This window comes from Cobetia sp. D5 (assembly GCF_035666195.1).
In the GTDB taxonomy this organism is placed as follows: Bacteria; Pseudomonadota; Gammaproteobacteria; order Pseudomonadales; family Halomonadaceae; genus Cobetia; species Cobetia amphilecti.
The window spans coordinates 295775-313456 of the sequence record NZ_CP142020.1 but is presented as its reverse complement, the minus strand read 5'-3'; the positions used below and the strand labels follow the sequence as shown (position 1 = coordinate 313456).

General features: G+C 64.0%; 13 protein-coding genes. 6 read left to right on the top strand and 7 right to left on the bottom strand.

Annotated features, from left to right (window positions below; all coding sequences use genetic code 11):
• Window positions 1-126: 126 nt before the first annotated feature.
• The gene (locus U0O11_RS01400; protein ID WP_043333196.1) at window positions 127-330 is read right to left on the bottom strand and encodes a bacterioferritin-associated ferredoxin; all 204 of its coding nucleotides are present in this window, start codon (window positions 328-330) and stop codon (window positions 127-129) included.
• A gap of 632 nt (window positions 331-962) precedes the next feature.
• Here U0O11_RS01400 and U0O11_RS01395 point away from each other — a divergent pair.
• Window positions 963-1787 carry a hypothetical protein gene (locus tag U0O11_RS01395; protein WP_107335632.1) on the top strand — a complete coding sequence of 275 codons (825 nt, stop codon included), beginning with the start codon at window positions 963-965 and terminating at the stop codon, window positions 1785-1787.
• A 157-nt stretch (window positions 1788-1944) separates the two neighbouring features.
• On the opposite strand, the gene U0O11_RS01390 is transcribed toward U0O11_RS01395, so the two are convergent.
• The 3 genes from U0O11_RS01390 to lptF are packed head-to-tail and all read right to left on the bottom strand — an operon-like array spanning window position 1945 to window position 4578.
• Window positions 1945-2409 carry an RDD family protein gene (locus U0O11_RS01390; RefSeq protein ID WP_324691238.1) on the bottom strand — a complete coding sequence of 155 codons (465 nt, stop codon included), beginning with the start codon at window positions 2407-2409 and terminating at the stop codon, window positions 1945-1947.
• On the bottom strand, window positions 2402-3484 hold the full coding sequence (gene lptG, locus U0O11_RS01385; RefSeq protein ID WP_324691237.1) for an LPS export ABC transporter permease LptG: 1083 nt from the start codon (window positions 3482-3484) through the stop codon (window positions 2402-2404). Before lptG ends, U0O11_RS01390 begins: the two co-directional genes overlap by 8 nt.
• Window positions 3484-4578, bottom strand: a complete 1095-nt coding sequence (lptF, locus tag U0O11_RS01380; RefSeq protein WP_324691235.1) for an LPS export ABC transporter permease LptF — start codon at window positions 4576-4578, stop codon at window positions 3484-3486. Before lptF ends, lptG begins: the two co-directional genes overlap by 1 nt.
• A gap of 412 nt (window positions 4579-4990) precedes the next feature.
• Here lptF and U0O11_RS01375 point away from each other — a divergent pair, with 412 nt between their 5' ends.
• The 3 genes from U0O11_RS01375 (at window position 4991) to U0O11_RS01365 (ending at window position 8457) form a co-directional block, all read left to right on the top strand.
• A complete protein-coding gene (locus U0O11_RS01375; protein ID WP_043333204.1) occupies window positions 4991-6511 on the top strand; it encodes a leucyl aminopeptidase in 1521 nt (506 codons plus the stop codon).
• 145 nt (window positions 6512-6656) lie between these two features.
• Window positions 6657-7751 (top strand): branched-chain amino acid aminotransferase, encoded by a 1095-nt coding sequence (locus U0O11_RS01370; RefSeq protein ID WP_324691233.1) that lies wholly within the window; start codon window positions 6657-6659, stop codon window positions 7749-7751.
• 235 nt (window positions 7752-7986) lie between these two features.
• A complete protein-coding gene (locus U0O11_RS01365) occupies window positions 7987-8457 on the top strand; it encodes a DNA polymerase III subunit chi (protein ID WP_043333207.1) in 471 nt (156 codons plus the stop codon).
• Between the two features lie 15 nt (window positions 8458-8472).
• Here the strand turns inward: U0O11_RS01365 and U0O11_RS01360 are convergent, their stop codons facing one another.
• Window positions 8473-11427, bottom strand: a complete 2955-nt coding sequence (locus tag U0O11_RS01360; protein WP_324691232.1) for a cache domain-containing sensor histidine kinase — start codon at window positions 11425-11427, stop codon at window positions 8473-8475.
• Window positions 11428-11689: 262 nt separating this feature from the next.
• Between U0O11_RS01360 and U0O11_RS01355 the strand changes: the two genes are divergently transcribed.
• Window positions 11690-14533, top strand: coding sequence for a valine--tRNA ligase (locus U0O11_RS01355; protein WP_324691230.1), 2844 nt, complete (start codon window positions 11690-11692; stop codon window positions 14531-14533).
• A gap of 151 nt (window positions 14534-14684) precedes the next feature.
• Here U0O11_RS01355 and U0O11_RS01350 read toward each other — a convergent pair whose 3' ends face one another.
• Window positions 14685-15191 carry an META domain-containing protein gene (locus U0O11_RS01350; RefSeq protein ID WP_324691228.1) on the bottom strand — a complete coding sequence of 169 codons (507 nt, stop codon included), beginning with the start codon at window positions 15189-15191 and terminating at the stop codon, window positions 14685-14687.
• 531 nt (window positions 15192-15722) lie between these two features.
• On the opposite strand from U0O11_RS01350, the gene U0O11_RS01345 reads away from it, so the two are divergent.
• On the top strand, window positions 15723-16406 hold the full coding sequence (locus U0O11_RS01345; protein WP_279834737.1) for a phosphatase PAP2 family protein: 684 nt from the start codon (window positions 15723-15725) through the stop codon (window positions 16404-16406).
• Window positions 16407-16447: 41 nt separating this feature from the next.
• On the opposite strand, the gene U0O11_RS01340 is transcribed toward U0O11_RS01345, so the two are convergent.
• Entirely contained in the window at window positions 16448-17674 is a 1227-nt protein-coding gene (locus U0O11_RS01340; RefSeq protein ID WP_324691226.1) for a GGDEF domain-containing protein, read from the bottom strand.
• Between the last annotated feature and the right edge of the window lie 8 nt (window positions 17675-17682).

Below are 17682 nucleotides of genomic sequence, written 5' to 3'. Positions count from 1 at the left end.
ACCAGGTGGCGGGCGTCAGGCAAGCGAGCACTTGCCGGGAGTCGACGAGAACGGATCACGCAGCAATGGACAGCGCGGCGACTGGAGTGTCAGTCGCCGGCAGGCGAGCCTCGGCTCGAGCCTGCATCACACCGCGTAGGCGAGATCCTCTGCCGGCATCATTTCACGCGCGACCGCTTCGCGAGTGATGGTCTTGGCCATGCAGGCACATTTGCCGCACTGAGTCGCGCAGCCGGTCTGCTCACGGACTTCGCGGAAGCTGCGCGCTCCCTGTTCCACGACTTCGCGGATCTTGTGGTCTGACACACCTTTGCACAGACAGACGTACATGGCTCACCTCGCTCACTCCAAGTGAGACAAATGTAAATGATTCGCAGAAACATGCGCAACACCTGACTGCAAAAAATTCTCATTCACACGTTATATCAAATACTTAGCGAGGCGATTTCTGGCCGGTTTGCGGTTGCGGAACACACGATGTCATAAGCAGGCCACATTAGCCTCACAAAGCGATTGCCGTGGGGAAAGCCAGCGCCGTATAAAGAATGATGGCTCGTGGCTGACAGAAAGGTAGGGTTGCGATTTCACACGAGGCCGCTAGTATGTATAACGATTTTTTATGCAATTCGAAAAACAATCGCACCAAAACATAATGAGTCATCGCTAGCCGATCACTCAGGCGGGTCACTCGAACGCAGCCCAGCTGAACGCAGCCCAGCTCCTCGCTCACGGGAAGCGCCGCGTCACGATGAAGGCAAATGACTGCCACGCCCCGCCAGGCAATCAGGAAAGAACATGAACAGGACACTGCAAGAGATTCCGTCGCTACGCCTCCTCATGGCCATGACCCGCATCGGCATGCCGATGATGGGCGCCATGCTGAAGCCGTGACCGGCCTGAATCCGTCTGCTGTTGCCCTATCTGCCGATTTCCGAACGCCAATCCGCAAGGAGCCCGATATCATGTCAGTACAACTCGCCACCGCCGATCATCACGCCACGTCCCACCTGCCACTTGATCTGGACGCCGTCCGCGACGCCGGCAGCTGCTTCGGTGACCACCACCGTCTGCCGCTGACCCCGCTGCTGCGCAATCTCTATCGTGAAGCCCGCCGTGAAGGCCTGGTGGATGAGCATTGCAACGCGCGTGAACTGATGAGCCATATCGCTCTGCCCCATGACCACGTGGTCACCCAGGAAATTTCCGATCGTGTCTGGCGCTACAACGTCGGTTACTCCAACACCGGCGAGAGCGCGGAACAGGGCGACCTGAGCGCGGCGCTGGACTCCCTCAACGAGCGCACCCTGGATGAGCCGCTGCCGGGCGCCCTGCAGCGCCTGACCGAATCCTGGCTGTACCTGCCTGGCGAGCTGGAAAGCCCGCGTCAGGCCAGCGCCGACGTGCTGTGGCTCGACAAGCAGGGCCGTGCTCGCTACCGCCTGGATCAGGCGCGCCACTGGTTCGCCACCCTGCGCGATGAAGCCGTCGACATCGATGGCTGGCTGGCATGGCGCCTGACACACCTGCCGCTGACCAGCGCGCCGGTGCTCGATACCGTCAGTGCCTTCACGCGTCTGGCGCGCCTCGATCACGATGGCCAGCGTCCGATCGGTCAGCTGTCCTTCGTGCGCTACCGTGAGGGCGTGCGCCTGGAAGGCATGGGCACCGCGGTGATCGACCTGCCGCGCGAGCTGCCCGAGACGGCGGCGCAGGAAGACAGCCTGGTGGTGTCACGCGCCAGCGTGGAACGCATCATCACGCGCCTGGATGGCCTGCTGGGCGTCTGATCACGCCCTGTACTCGCGGAAAACACAACGCCCCGCCAGTCGACGACTGGCGGGGCGTTTTCTTGTCTAACTGAGCTCACGTCTGGCTGAGATGACTTCTGGCTGAGCTCACTGCTTTCCTGCATGGCGCACGCGCCAGAGGCTCCCTATTGGTGCCTCACTTGCGCCGCGGCTTGGGCAGCACCACCACGCGGGTGCCGGAGGCGATATCCTGCCAGCTGCGCTGTTCAGGGTCCCACAGCTGCCAGACGTACCCCAGCCCGCAGGCACCCAATGACAGCCCGGCAACCACGAAGCGTATCAGGCACTGCTGCAGCGTCGGGACATGACCCTGCGGCGTCTCGATGCGCAGCCGCCAGGCCTGCATGCCCAGCGTCATGCCACTGCGACTCCAGCAGCCGCCGAAGAAGGCGAACATCGCCACCAGCAACAGACTGCGGAACAGCGGTGACTGATTGGCCTCACCGCCATTGACGGCAACCCCGATGAAGCCCAGCACGATCAACAACGCCATCACGAGGAAGGCGTCATAGACCACGCCGCCCAGACGCCGCATCAGGCCCGCAGGGCGCGCTCCCTGCGGGTCGAGACGGCGGCGAGAGTGCGGGGCGCCCCTAGCCACTGCGCCGGATCAGCAGCAGGCCGATCACGTAACAGGCCAGCATCGGCGCCAGCACCGCCCAGATGGGCGCGAAGCCGAACACCACCGAGGCCGGGGCGAGCAGGTCCTGCAGATACTTGAACAGCAGGCCGACCACGATGCCGTAGAAGACCCGTGTCCCCGCCGCCACCGTGCGCAATGGCCCGAAGACGAAGGAGGCGGCCACCAGCACCAGCGCCGCCAGCGTCAGCGGCTGCAGAATCTTCTGCCAGAAGTAGAGCAGCGGCTGGTTGGCCGACAGGCCCTGGTCCTCCAGATAGCGGGAATAGCGCCACAGATCGGAGGCTGACTGCTGCTTGGGGTCGCTGATGACCAGCTTGAGCAGGTCCGGCGTCAGCTGGGTGTCCCACTCGCGGGTCTCCTGCTGAGCCACCTTGGTGGCGCTCGGCTCGCCATCCTGGGACTCGAAGGTGGTGGTTTGCACCGCTTCCAGCGTCCAGCCATCGCTCTCCCAGACGGCGCGCTTGGCGTAGAGCGCCTGGGTCAGATGGCGCTCGTCATCGAAGCGATAGCGGGTCACATTGAGCACCACATCATCGCTGCGAATCGAGCCGAATCGGTAGTAGTCGTTGCCCTCGCGCTGCCAGCCGCCGCCTTCCGCGTAGACGGCGCCTGCGCCCTGCTGCTTCTCGGCGCGCCAGGCGTCAGCCTGCAGTTCGGTGACGGGGGCGACATATTCACCGACCGCCATGGTGATGGCGATGACCAGCCCCAGCGGCTTCATCACGCCCCACAGAATGCGCGTCAGTGAACGACCGGCGGCGCGCATGATGGTCAGCTCATTGCTCGAGGCCATGCTGCCCAGCCCGATCAGGGCGCCCAGCAGTACGCCAACCGGCACGAATTCGTAGAAGCGCGACGGCAGACGCATCAGCAGATAGAGGAGCACTTCAAAGGCGCCGTAGTCGCCTTTCACATCCCCCAGATCATTGATGTAAGTGATCATCAGGTCGAGCCCGAGAATCAGTACCTGCACCACCAGCATGGCCACCAGCACATTGCGGGCGATGTAACGGTCGAGACGATCAAGCAGCATCAGCGGCCACCTCCGCGGTTGTCGCGCCAGCTCAGCCAGATGCCGAGCGCCAGATAGACGCCGTGAATGGGCCACAGGCCGATGGCGGCCGGGTACTTCTCGGATGCGACGGCATTCTGCGCCGCGATCAACAGGCTGAGATAGGTGATGTGCACGAAGATGGCCGGCAGCAGACGCGCGAAACGGCCCTGACGCGGATTGACGCGCGCCAGCGGCAGGCCGATCAGCATCAGGATCGGCACCATCAACGGCAGCGAGATGCGCCACTGCAGCTGGGCCTTGGCCTCCGGAAGATCGGAAGCCCAGAGCTGTGCCGTGGTCGCAAGCTCGATGTCTTCCTTGAGGGCCGCGGCGTCCTGGCCCTCGGTGATGCGCACGCCGTAGCGATCAAAGCCCAGTCGCTGGGCGATCGCCTTGCCGGGCTCCACCCCGTAGCGCGTGCCGTCGCTCAACACCAGATAGCGGCTGCCGGTCTCGGGGCTGACTTCCTGGAAGGCACGCTCGGCGCGCACCACCGATTGGCTCGGTTCGCTGTCGGGCGTGCTGGCGGCATTGCTGTCACCTGCCTCGGCGATGAAGACGTTTTCCAGCTCGCTGTTGTCATCGCTCATGCTCTCGGCATAGACGGTGCGATTGCCGATCTCCTGGAAGCGTCCCGCGCCGAGAATCGAGAAGTCGGTCTTCTGCTTCTGCTGCTCGAGCAACAGTTCATTCTTGAGCGCGCCGGCAGGCGTCAGATAGAGGCTGCAGGCCGCGACCAGCACCGTGATCAACAGCGCCGGCAGCAGGGTGACACGCAGCAGGCGCTCCGGGCCGACGCCACAGGCGACCAGCACGGTGATCTCGCTGTTCATGTACAGCTGACCGAAGGCCAGCAACACGGCGAGGAAGAAGGACAGCGGCAGCAGCAGTTCGAAGAAACCCGGCAGGTGATAGAGCATCAGGCTGCCGAGAATCGACGCCGGGAAATCCCCCTCCGCCGCATCACTGAAATAGCGGATGAATCGGCTGCCCATGATGACAAGCATCAGCACCCCGGCCACGGCGGCCATGGTGGTGAGTATCTCGCGTGTCAGGTAGCGGAAGATGATCAAGTGGAACTCCTGTTTCCCGCTCGCAAGCGAGCGTGTTGACCAGATCGATGATAGCCGGTGGAGGAATGGTCATGATCACATGAAGGCATCATCCCCCTCATGCATGGTGCGCAGCCTTTGCGTACACTGGCGGCACGGGTCTGAAGACTGGACGGGAGCGGCTCCCCCTCATGCAGCAGCATTATCCAGAAAGGATGCTGCCTTGTCGCGGCTGCAGGCATTGCACGTGGACAGCCTGACATGATGGACTGCCCTCACTCGTGCATGCCAGCTCAGCTTGTCATGAGCGGTCTGCGCCCCCATCCAGACCATGACCTCGATGTCGCCGCGAGCCGGGCACGCCTGGCCTGACGACATCCTTCATCCTTGTACTGCTCATCTTCGTACCCTCACTCGCGCGCGTGGAGTTGCCATGGAATTTCCTGTAGTCACTGCCAATCCGGCCCAGCTTGAAACCGCCTGCATCGTGGTACCTGTCATCGAGGGCGACCTCACCGGTGCTGCGGCACGACTCGACGATGCCAGCGAGAAGCTGATTTCCCAGCTGATCGAGCGCGGCGACTTCAAGCCCGAGCTCGGCAATACCCTGCTGGTGCCCTTCGCTCCGGGCCTCGGCGCTCAGCGCCTGCTGCTGGCCGGTTTCGGCAGTGAGGAAAAGCTCGACGAAAGCCGTTACAAGCGTGGCCTCGACGCCGCCATGACCGCCCTGCTGAAGCTGCCCATCGAAGACGCGGCCTTCGCTGGTCTCGAGTTGAATCTCGAGCTGCGTGAGGCTGACTGGATGGCGCGCATGATCGCCGAGAGCGCGCTGCGCACTGCCTATCGCTTCACCGAGATGAAGAGCAAGCCGGGCGAGCCCGTCTCTCTGACCCGCCTGAGCGTGGTTAGTGCCGACAAGCAGCGTCAGGCCGAACTGGAAGCCGGCCTGCGCGTCGGTGCCGCCATCGGCATGGGCGTCAATGAAGCGCGCACGCTGGGCAATCTGCCGGGCAACATCTGCACGCCGCGCTACCTGGGCGAGCGTGCCGAGCAACTGGGCGCCGCCTCGGATGGCGCCCTGAAAGTGACCGTGCTCGGCGAGGAAGAGCTCGAGGAGCTCGGCGCCCTGTCCCTGCTGTCGGTCGGCCGCGGCAGTGAAGAGCCGAGCCGCCTGATCGTGATGGAATACCGCGGCGCGGAAGACGAGAACGAAGCCCCGCACGTGCTGGTCGGCAAGGGCATCACCTTCGATACCGGCGGCATCTCGCTCAAGCCGGGCGCCGGCATGGACGAGATGAAGTACGACATGGGCGGCGCGGCCAGCGTGTTCGGCACCATGCGCACCGTGCTGGAACTCAAGCCGAAGCTCAACGTGGTGGCCATCGTGGCCAGCGCCGAGAACATGCCGGACGGCCGCGCCACCAAGCCGGGCGACATCATCAAGACCCTGAAGGGTCTGACCGTCGAAGTCCTCAACACCGACGCCGAAGGCCGTCTGGTGCTGTGTGATGCGCTGACCTACGCCGAGCGCTTCGAGCCGGCCAGCGTCGTCGACATCGCCACTCTGACCGGCGCCTGCGTCATCGCGCTGGGCAATCACGCCACCGGCCTGATCTCCAACGATGATGACCTGGCGCTCGACCTGCTCGACGCCGGCGAAGAAGCCTGGGACCGCGCCTGGCACATGCCGCTGTGGGACGAGTATCAGACGCAGCTGGATTCCAACTTCGCCGACATCGCCAACATCGGCGGTCGCGAAGCCGGCATGATCACCGCAGGTTGCTTCCTGTCACGCTTCGCGGACACCTTCCCGTGGGCGCATCTGGACATCGCCGGCACCGCCTGGATGTCCGGCAAGCAGAAAGGCGCCAGCGGCCGCCCGGTGGGCCTTCTGACCCAATACCTGCTGGATCGCGAAGCGGAACTCAGCGCCCCGCAGGAAGAGACCGTCTGAGGCTTCGCATGCTCTCGATAGCGTGCTAGCGTTGAGACACGCGGGTCGCGACGCCACTCGGCACCGCTGACCCGAGAGGTCCTATAAAAATGATTCGACCCCCGGCGTTCCGCGTCGGGGGTCTCGCTGCTACGGAGACACCCACGTGACCAAAGGCTTCGACGTCCGCGCGTCCACGCAACCGGCGGATGCTGCCGTTCGTGACACCATTCTGGCCAATCCCGGCTTCGGCCGTCACTTCAGCGATCACATGGCCCATGTACGCTGGACCGCCGACGGCGGCTGGCACGGCCATGAAGTCCGCCCCTACGGCCCGCTGAGCCTCGACCCCGCCGCCTCGGTACTGCACTACGCCCAGGAAATCTTCGAAGGCATCAAGGCCTACCGTCATGAAGACGGCTCGGTGTGGACCTTCCGCCCCGAGAAGAACGCCGCACGTTTCCGCAACTCCGCCCGCCGTCTGGCACTGCCGGAGCTGTCCGACGAGGACTTCGTCGGCTCGCTCAAGGCCCTGCTCGCACAGGACAGCGCCTGGGTGCCGACTCCGGCCAGCGTCAGTGACGAATGCAGCCTCTATCTGCGTCCGTTCATGATCGCCAGCGAAGCCTTCCTCGGCGTGCGTCCGTCGCGTGAAGTCGATTACTACGTGATCGCCTCACCGGTGGCGGCCTACTTCAAGGGCGGCATCAAGCCGGTCTCCATCTGGCTGTCCTCGCACTACAACCGTGCGGCCGCCGGCGGCACCGGCTTCGCCAAGTGCGGCGGCAACTACGCGGGTTCACTGGCCGCGCAGAGCGAAGCCTCCGCCAATGGCTGTGACCAGGTCGTGTTCCTGGACGCCGCCGAGAACAAGTGGGTCGAGGAACTGGGCGGCATGAACCTGTTCTTCGTCTTCAAGGACGGCCGTCTGGTCACGCCGCGCCTGACCGGCACCATTCTGGAAGGCGTCACCCGTGACTCCATCCTGACCCTGGCAACCGATCTGGGCCTGGCGCCGGAAGAGCGCCCGATCAGCATCGACGAGTGGCGTGAAGGCATCGCCTCCGGCGAGATCACCGAGGTGTTCGCCTGTGGTACCGCCGCCGTCATCACCCCGGTGGGCGAGCTGGTCAGTGAAGAAGGTCGCCTCGACCTGACCGCCAACGCCGGCGATGTCGCCATGCGTCTGCGCAGCCAGCTGCTGGACCTGCAATACGGTCGCGCCGAAGACACGCGTGGCTGGATGACACGTCTGGCATAAGTGCGCTGAAATAAGTGCACTGACATTAGTGCACGGAAACAAGCCCTCGAGCCTGCCCCTGTGGCTTGAAGGATGACCGAAACCCCAAGGCCCGCCTCTTTCGAGGCGGGCCTTGGGGTTTCTGGCGTGCGGATATCTGACTGCGGAAAGATGTCACGGGAGGCAGGCTGCATCGAAGCCGCGCGGCGAGTGCGGTATCCTGAGCGCTCGAGAATTCCTTGCCCGAGCGGTGCCCATGACCCAGATCGACTTCTACATCCTGCCCGACACCACGCTGGAAGCCCGGCTGGAATTCGCCTGCCGGCTGGCCGAGACCATCCACGCCAAGGGCTTTCGCCTGCATGTGCATGTCGAGGACGAGGCGATGGCGCGTCAGTTCGATGAGCATCTGTGGCAGTTCCGCCCGGAAAGCTTCGTGCCCCATGCGCTGGATATCGATCTCGACATGGCCGCCCGCGAGGCCGAACACGCCGATGACGTGCCGCGCCCGCCGGTCACCATCGGCTGGCAGGACGCCCCGGCGCCGGGTATCGAGGCGCTGCTCAACCTGCACCCCGAGATCCCCGAGTGGTTCTCACGCTTCGAGCGCGTCGCCGAGATCATCAATCAGCATCAGGATGTGCTGGTGACCAAGCGCGAATGCTGGCGCACCTACAAGTCACGCGGTTATGCCGTGCGCTCGCATCAGCTCAAGGGCGTCAGCTGAGCGACACGCCATCCGTCAGCGGTCCGTATCGCAGGCACGCTGGAAGTTGACCATCAGATGCGTCATCCAGCGCTCGATATCGTCCATGCCGGGCGGACTTTCACCACTGTCGAAGAAGGCCTCGGGCAGGCCGCCTGCGGCCTCGCTGGCGTCACGCTCCCCGATACGCACGGCCCACAACGGCAGTTCGCGCGGCATGCGCTGGATCTCGGCGAACAGCGCCGCCACGTTCATGTCCGGCACATCGCCGAAGATGACCAGACACGGGCTGACATCTCGCACCAGGCGCAACGCCTGGGCCGCACTGCTGGCGATGATGATCTCCAGATTGGCGACGTGACTGCCGATCACCTCGAGGCGCAGACGATCCTGCGCCCGCGTGCTGATCACCAGCCAGCGACAGGGCACCGGCAGCACCTTCTCCGCCGACCACGCCGCCTGGACGACGCGCTCATGGGCGCTGACATCCGCCAGCGGCAACCAGACCCGGAAGCTGGCGCCCTCGCCCAGCTCGCCCCGCGCCGTGATGTCACCGCCCATGCGGCGGGCGAGCTCCCGCGACAGCGCCAGCCCGAGTCCGGTGCCCTCGATGCCTGAATCTTCACGCCCCAGACGCGAGAACGGCTGGAACAGCTGGACCGCCTGCGCGGAATCAAAGCCGAAGCCGCCATCGGTGATTTCCACCCAGCCCATCTCCACCCCGCTGGCATTGCGCTCCTGGCCGATGGCCAGACGAATCCAGCCCCCCTCGCGGTTGTACTTGATGGCGTTGCCCATCAGGTTGCCGAGAATCTGATCCAGGCGCCGCTGGTCGGCATTCAACCATAGTGACTCGCCTTCCAGCGCCAGCGATAGCGTCAGGTTGGCACTCTCCAGGCGCGGCTGATATTGCCCCGCCAGCCGGATCAGTTTCTGGCCCACCGAGAGAGGCTGGCAATCCAGCGGCAGATCACCGGCTTCCAGACTCGACATCTGCAGCACGTCCTCGATCAGCGCCGACAGCTGTGCCGCCGCATGGCTGGCCTCATCCACGTAGCGGCGCTGCTCGCGGGTCAGGTCGGCTTCCTCGCAGAGCAGATCCGTGAAGCCCATGATGGCGTTGAGCGGGGTGCGAATCTCGTGACTGAAACTCGAGAAGAAACGCGACTTGGACTGGCTGGCCTCGGTGGCACTGTCGCGGGCCGCCTCCAGCAGCTTGAGTGACTGCTTGTGGCGCTGGATATCCAGCGCAAGCCCGGTGGCGCGCTGTGGCCGGCCCTCATGATCACGCCGGGTGATCTGGCCGCGAATCTGCACCCAGACCCAGTGACCACGCGCATGCCGGTAGCGCACGTCGCGCGCCTCGGCCCAGCTTTCCCCGTGCATGACCCGCCAGCGCGCCTCGAGCAGGCCGACGAGGTCTTCCGGGTGCGTCATGGCGTCAAGGTCCGCCAGATGCATGCTGGCGCGGACCGGCAGCCCCAGCATCAGGAAGAAATTCTCGTGCAGGTAGAGATCGTCCTGATCGAAGTCATAGCGCCAGGTGGCATCGCCGGAGGCCGCCATCACCATCTCGACGTGCCGCGCACCTTCGGCGCGCTCAAGCTCGATCTGATCACGGCGCTGAGCCGCTTCGCGCAGCGCCTCACCGGCCTGATCCAGCTCCTGCAGCTGGAAGCGCTCGCGTACCACGGGCTGGCCGCGACCGATGCGCAGCGCCATGTCGCTGAGGCGTGCCAGTGATTCGGACAGGGTGGCCGCCATGGCCTCGGCCCGCCAACGCATCACCACCAGCAGGGCGAAGAAGAACAGGATCAGCCCCATCAGCATCACGTAGCCCAGCTGATTGAAGCGCTCATTCCAGATATCGATGCCGCTGTTCACCTGCTGCGCATCCACCACCGCCAGCAACCGCCAGTCGGTGCCCGGCACCGATTGCCAGCCGACCAGCCGCTCACCGGCGAGCAAGGAAACGCTGCGCACGCCCTGCGCCTCATCCGAGATGCTGCGCAGCAGGTGCGCCATGGCCGGGGAGTTCTCGACATCATGCGCCGTATCGAGGAAGCGATCGTGCAGCAGCGGCATCGGCACCACTTCAGGGTCGGGCTGGGGGCCGAAATCCTGCTCGCCGACACTCGGCATGGCCATGACGACATCGTCACTCACCAGAATCAGATAGGCGCCCCAGGGCAGCTCGGCATTCTCGAGCCGCTCGACCAGAGAATCGAGGGTGACGTCGATGCCGACCACGCCTTCGAGGAAGTCGCCGCGATGGACCGGCATCAGCGTCGAGACCAGCCAACCGCTGCCGACCGGGTCCTGGTAGGGCGGCGTGATGACGGCGCCACGGCTCGGGTTGTTGCGGTCATCCGCCAGGTAGTAGAAGCCGTAGCTGGTGAGGTCGACGCCGGGCGTGAAGATGTTGCGGGTATCGGTCCACGGCGATATGCGGAAGTAGCCGTCGTAGCCGGAGAACCAGATCTGGCGCAGCTCGGATTGCGTGGCGAGCATGTCCGACACCTGGGCATCCATTGCCGAGAGGCGCACCACCTTGTCGTGGTCCTGCAGATAGCTGGGCACCAGCGAGGAGTAATAGGAGCCGGCGCCACCATCGTTCTCGGCGACGTACAGGGTGCCGTCGCCCGCACTCATGTGGCGCTTTAGCTCCTGCTCGCGCTGGCGGGACGTCACGGGGGTGTCCATGTGACGCAGAGTGCTGCGCGCCAGCTGGCGGGCATCGCTGCGCCAGTCGTCCGCTAGCAGGCTGATGTGTTCTGCCTCGTAATGGGTCAGCTGCTCGAGCTGGGTATTCACCAGCTCACTGCGCGTGGAGTCCTGCTGCCCGGAGACCAGCCAGTGCAACACCAGATAGCAGCCCAGCAGCGCCACCTCGAGCACCAGCAATGGCACCAGCGCATGACGCAGCAGTTCATGCCAGACCCAACGACGTGTCGGACGAGGGGCACCGTCCGTGGGGCGAGGCTTGGACATTGCGGCTCCGCGAGCGTGAGAGAATGGGAAGTGTGCGAGGCGGCAAGCCTCGGCTCATGAGGTCGCAACAGGATACGGCATCAGTGCGTGGATGTTGCCTGCTTTGTGAAAACAGCGTCTGTCAGACGCCACGAGGGTCTGCCCGCCAAGACCGAATGACGCCCGTCATCAGCGGCGCTATAATCGAGCCCATTTTCTGCCTGCGCTGACCGCTCCTTGAGCCGGCGCGGGACGCCCCGCCCAACCGGATCAATGCAGACCCATGGACAAGACCTACCAACCGAACGCCATCGAGACGCGCTGGTACGAGCGCTGGGAATCCGACAACCGCTTTGCGCCGTCAGGCCAGGGCGAGAGCTTCTCATTGGTCATCCCGCCGCCCAACGTCACCGGCTCCCTGCACATGGGCCACGCCTTCCAGGATTCCATCATGGACACCCTGGTCCGCTGGCGCCGCATGCAGGGTCGCAACACCCTGTGGCAGGTAGGCACCGACCACGCCGGTATCGCCACCCAGATGCTGGTCGAGCGCAAGGTCGCCGCCGAAGAAGGCAAGACCCGCCATGATCTCGGCCGCGAAGCCTTCACCGACAAGATCTGGGAGTGGAAGGAAGAGTCCGGCGGCAACATCACCCGCCAGCTGCGTCGCATGGGCACCAGCATCGACTGGAAGCGCGAGCGCTTCACCATGGATGACGGCTTCTACAAGGCGGTGCAGGAAGTCTTCGTGCGCCTGCACAAGGAAGACCTGATCTACCGCGGCAAGCGTCTGGTCAACTGGGACCCGACCCTGCACACCGCGATTTCCGATCTCGAAGTCGAGAACCGCGATCAGCAGGGCAGCTTCTGGCACTTCCGCTATCCGCTGGCCGATGGCGTCAAGACCGCCGATGGCAAGGACTACGTCATCGTCGCCACCACGCGCCCGGAAACCCTGCTGGGTGACACCGGCGTGGCCGTCAATCCCAAGGACGAGCGCTACGCAAGCCTGGTCGGCAAGTTCATCGAACTGCCGCTGGTCGGCCGTCGCATCCCCATCGTCGCCGATGAACACGCCGATATGGAAAAGGGCTCCGGTTGCGTCAAGATCACCCCGGCCCACGACTTCAATGACTACGAAGTCGGCAAGCGTCAGGGCCATCTGCTGATCAACGTGATGAGCCAGGATGCCACCATCCTGGAGCGCGCCGAGATCTATGACCTCCAGGGCCGTCCGCAGCCCCAGGAAGACGCCAGCCTGCCGGCCGCCTACGCCGGTCTGGATCGCTTCGTCGCCCGCGAGAAGCTGGTCGCCGACATGGACGCGCTGGGCCTGCTGGAGCAGGTCGAGGCCGTCAACAACACCCTGCCGCACGGTGACCGCTCCGGCGATGTCATCGAGCCGCTGCTGACGGACCAGTGGTTCGTGGCCGTCGAGGAGCTGGCGCGTCCGGCCATCGAGGCGGTCGAGAACGGCGACATCGAGTTCGTGCCCAAGAACTACGAGAACATGTACTTCGCGTGGATGCGTGACCTGCAGGATTGGTGCATCTCGCGTCAGCTGTGGTGGGGCCACCGCATTCCGGCCTGGTACGACAACGACGGCAACGTCTATGTCGGCCGCAATGAAGAGGAAGTCCGCGCCGAGAACAACCTGGGTGCCGACGTCGAACTGCGTCAGGACGAAGACGTCCTCGACACCTGGTTCAGCTCCGCGCTGTGGACCTTCGGCACCCTCGGCTGGCCGGCGGACACGGAAGAACTCAAGACCTTCCACTCCACCGACGTGCTGGTCACCGGCTTCGACATCATCTTCTTCTGGGTGGCGCGGATGATCATGTTCACCCTGAAGTTCAAGGGTGAAGTGCCGTTCCGCAAGGTCTACGTGCATGGTCTGGTGCGCGACAGCCTCGGTCAGAAGATGTCCAAGTCCAAGGGCAACGTGCTTGATCCCATCGACCTGATCGACGGTATCGGCATCGAGGAGCTGGTCGAGAAGCGTACCGGCAACATGATGCAGCCGAAGAAGGCCAAGGCGATCGCCAAGGCCACCCGCAACGAGTTCCCGGAAGGCATCGAGCCTCACGGTACCGATGCGCTGCGCTACACCCTGCTGTCACTCGCCTCCACCGGGCGTGACGTGAAGTTCGACATGGGCCGTCTCGATGGCTATCGCAACTTCTGCAACAAGCTGTGGAATGCGGCGCGCTACGTGCTGATGAATGCCGAGAACCAGGATTGCGGCGTCAACGGCGAAGCCGTCGAACTGTCGCTGGCCGATCGCTGGATCATCGCGCGCCTGCAGCAGACCGAGCAGCAGGTCACCCGCGCGCTGGAAGAGTTCCGCTTCGACCACGCCTCCCAGGCGCTCTACGAGTTCATCTGGAACGAGTACTGCGACTGGTATCTGGAGCTGTCCAAGCCGGTTCTGTGGGATGACAACGCCAGCATCGAAGCCAAGCGCGGCACGCGTCGCACCCTGGTGCGCGCCCTCGAGACCATCCTGCGCTTGATCCACCCGATGATGCCGTTCATCTCCGAGGAGATCTGGCAGCGTATCGCACCGCACGCCGGCAAGCCGGTGGAAGGCGAGAGCATCATGAGCCAAGCGTGGCCGCAGGCCGAAGCCGACCGGATCGATGAGCAGGCCATCCGCGATATCGAGTGGCTGAAAGGCATCATCATCGCCATCCGCAACGTGCGCGGCGAGCTCAACCTGTCACCGGCCAAGCCGCTGGAAGTCTTCCTGCAGAACGGCGCAGCTGGCGATGCCGAGCGTCTGGAAGCCAACCGCCTGTTCCTCTCCAAGCTGGCACGTCTGGAAAGCATCACCTTCCTGGCGGCAGGCGACGAAGCCCCGATGTCCGCCATCCAGCGCGTCGGTGAGCTGGAAGTGCTGGTGCCGATGGCAGGCCTGATCGACAAGGAAGCCGAGCTCAAGCGCATCGACAAGGAGCACGAGAAGCAGCAGAAGGTCATCACCGGCCTCGAGAACAAGCTCGGCAACGAGAAGTTCGTCGGTCGTGCACCGGCTGATGTGGTCGAGAAGGAGCGCGCCAAGCTGGCCGACGCCCAGGCGGAACTTGCGCTGCTGGAAAGCCAGCGCGTCAAGATCGAAGCGCTGTAAGTCACGCACGCGCTTCACGCAAGCAAAAGCCCCCTGCACCGAACGGTGCAGGGGGCTTTCTCGTTTCTGGCAGCCCGCTCGCTAATCGCCCTCCCAGCCACGCCGGATGAGCGCATCGAGATGAGCTCATCGAGAAAAGCGCGCCGAGCAATTACTCGGCGGAGCCTTCCAGCGGCATGAAGGTCGCCAGCAGATAGCCGGTGTCATCCATCACGCGCAGCCGAGCGCTCTCACCGCTGCCGATGATCTGGTAACTGGCCACATCCTCGAGCATGCGATTGAAGGCGTTGGACTGCTCGGGGTTGGGGCACATCTTCATGGTCGAGGCCAGCGGACCGATATCCAGCGTCTGACGCGACTCATCCAGCACCACCGGCCCCATCAGGCGGTTGCAACCATTGCTGCCGACCAGACGCAGACGGTCATCTTCCTCGTCTGCCAGCTGCTGCTGACTGGGAGGCTGCAGCAGGAAGTTGGCGGCCTCTTCACTGGCATCCGTGGCGGAGAAACTCCATTGGGTGCCCACCAGGGCAGGAGCAGCGGCACCCGATGAGGCACTGCCCTGCGGAGGCTGTGTCATGGCCGCGCAGCCAGCCAGCAAGGAGATAGCGAACCCCACGGAGGTATAACGCGATAGACGACGCACGATAACGGACATGGATGACTCCTGTGGCGCCCGCCAGTGGCATTGCCGTCAACGGCAGCACCCGGCAGACGGAAAGAACGGTGGGTAAGGAACGGACATGACAGCAAGGGTAGCGATCATGCGCACGGCTGTCATGAACGACAGGCCCTCACGACATGCGCCTGAATGTCACCTGCCGGACTGCCGCTGGCTTGCCACCAGCGCGATGGACGCAACCAACTGTCCACCTCGCCGACTTTGAAAACAGTGTTTTCAAAGCAAAGCCTGCTCTAGAATTTCGACCAGATCGCCACTCAGCGTCGCCTGCCTCGAGTCCTCTGGCCACCGGGCCAGCGAGCTACCGACCTGAGTGCGCCTATCCCGACATGAGCCCTGCAGAGCTGACACGACATGACTCCCGCCGCCCCCGACAGTCCTTCCTTGCACGCCGCTGATACTGCGTCTTCACAGCGAGTCAGTGGTTCGCTGCAGGCCCCGCACGTGCAACCCTCGCCCCCGCCCCGCCCGCGCAGGGCGCAGACAGGATTCAATCTACGACGACTGATGATCCTGAATGCGCTCGGTGTGGCGCTGCTGGCGTGCTGGTGGATACCGGCGCTGGATTTCTGGCCCACCCTCGACAGCGATGTCTTCTGGGACTTCAACCAGTTCATCACACCACTCAATCCGCACTGGGACACGCTGCTCGGCATTCTGAACACGCGCGCCTTCGACGCCGTGGCCTTCGCCATGATGGGGGTATTGTTTTGCTGGGCGATGCTCAATGATCAACAGCCTGCCCGCTATCGCCGCTGGACCAGCATCGGCATCACCATGCTGCTGACGGCGGGCCTGCTCTCGCTGTTCGTACTGCGCGCCATCAGCTATGGCCATGCCAGCCCGACGCGCTTCTTCAGCCACGCACAGCATCTCTCCGAGCTGGTGTCCTTCAAGACCAAGGATTCAGCGTCGAACAGCTTCCCGGGGGATCACGGCCTGATGCTGATGGTATTCGCGAGTTTCATGCTGGCCTTCGCACCGCGCCGCATCGCCCTGTGCAGCCTGGCGTTCGTGGTACTGCTGAGCGCTCCGCGGATCATGGTCGGCGCTCACTGGTTCAGCGATGTCTATCTGGGCTCGCTCAGCATTGCACTGATCGCGTTGCCCTGGGTGCTGTGCACACCACTGGCGACCACCGTTGCCCGTGGCATGGAGAACGCGCTGGCCCGATTGAAGCAGCGCTCCTGAAACAGCATTCGTGAACCTGCATTCAAGAACCTGAACTCAGGTCAGCCGACGAGGGGTGTCCGCGAGAAAGGGCTGGAATCCTTGTGGCGCCGCTTTTCCTGGCGGTCATCCTCCTTGTCGCGAGCGCCCTCCTCCACGGCCTCTGCCTTGCCAAGCCCGCTACCGCCATTCCCGGGGGGCGGAGGGCTGGCATCGGCCGTGGCAAGGCCTGTCATCTCGTGTTCCCCACCGGCCACCACCTGATCACGCCCATTGTGCTTGGCGTGATACAGCCGCCTGTCGGCCAGCTGCATCAGCTCATCCAGCGAATCGACCTCATGACTGATGGCAACGCCGATGGAAACCGTGACCGGCACCGGCGTGCCGGCGAAGACCGGAGGAGACTTGGCCAGCAGGGAGCGCATGCGTCCCGCCACGGAAATGGCCTCGGTGCGCCCGATACGCGGCAGCAGCACCAGGAACTCCTCGCCACCGACACGCCCGGCGCGATCGCCCTGACGCAGTGTGGCCGTCAGCAGGCGGCCCAGATGACGCAGCACTTCATCACCGACGGCATGCCCATGCAGGTCATTGACGCGCTTGAAGTTGTCCGCATCCAGCATCAAGACCGCACAGGGCACTCCGTCACGCCACCAGTCCTCGGCGTGGCGCAATATCTGGCGGCGATTGAGCAATTCGGTCAACTCATCACGACTGGCATCCTTCAGATACTGACGCTCGAAATGTTCGGTAAGTGCCAGCATGCGCCACAGGAAGGTGACCATCATCAGGAAGACCGCGAACAGATTGGTCGATTGCAGCACCCAGGCCGACAGGACGCCGCCCTCATGCAGGACTGGCGAGACCATCAGCGCCGAGACAGCCGCCATGAACAGCATCAGTGTCGTCACCACTCGAACACGCGCCGCCAGCGGGGCCAGGTGAATACCGGCCATCACGATGAAGAAATAGTACTCATAGCCCGCCGAGAGCCCGAAGCAGAAAACCGAGAGCCAGGCCATCAGCGTCAAGGCGCTCATCATCAGGGCCAGACCCAAGGTCAGCTGATGCGCCCGGTGCAGCATCACGCCCAGCACGGACACGAGCGCCATGATGCCGCTGGCGAATGCCAGCCGCGACTCGTTGAAGAGAGTGAAGAAGGGAACCCACACCACGAAGAGGCCCATCAGCATCAGATAGACCCAAAGATAGGCATGGTAGAAACGACGATGCTCCACGGCGAGCAATCGTGGCTCATGACGTAGCCAGGCGCTTATGACTCTCGGCATCAGGCAAT

Bases quoted from the DNA above. Each gene is read 5' to 3' on its own strand.
- U0O11_RS01365 (WP_043333207.1), top strand. From the start codon at position 7,987: ATGACCCAGATCGACTTCTACATCCTGCCCGACACCACGCTGGAAGCC.
- U0O11_RS01400 (WP_043333196.1), bottom strand. From the start codon at position 330: ATGTACGTCTGTCTGTGCAAAGGTGTGTCAGACCACAAGATCCGCGAA.
- U0O11_RS01340 (WP_324691226.1), bottom strand. From the start codon at position 17,674: ATGCCGAGAGTCATAAGCGCCTGGCTACGTCATGAGCCACGATTGCTC.
- lptG (WP_324691237.1), bottom strand. From the start codon at position 3,484: ATGCTGCTTGATCGTCTCGACCGTTACATCGCCCGCAATGTGCTGGTG.
- U0O11_RS01375 (WP_043333204.1), top strand. From the start codon at position 4,991: ATGGAATTTCCTGTAGTCACTGCCAATCCGGCCCAGCTTGAAACCGCC.
- U0O11_RS01350 (WP_324691228.1), bottom strand. From the start codon at position 15,191: ATGTCCGTTATCGTGCGTCGTCTATCGCGTTATACCTCCGTGGGGTTC.
- U0O11_RS01360 (WP_324691232.1), bottom strand. From the start codon at position 11,427: ATGTCCAAGCCTCGCCCCACGGACGGTGCCCCTCGTCCGACACGTCGT.
- U0O11_RS01355 (WP_324691230.1), top strand. From the start codon at position 11,690: ATGGACAAGACCTACCAACCGAACGCCATCGAGACGCGCTGGTACGAG.
- U0O11_RS01345 (WP_279834737.1), top strand. From the start codon at position 15,723: ATGATCCTGAATGCGCTCGGTGTGGCGCTGCTGGCGTGCTGGTGGATA.
- U0O11_RS01395 (WP_107335632.1), top strand. From the start codon at position 963: ATGTCAGTACAACTCGCCACCGCCGATCATCACGCCACGTCCCACCTG.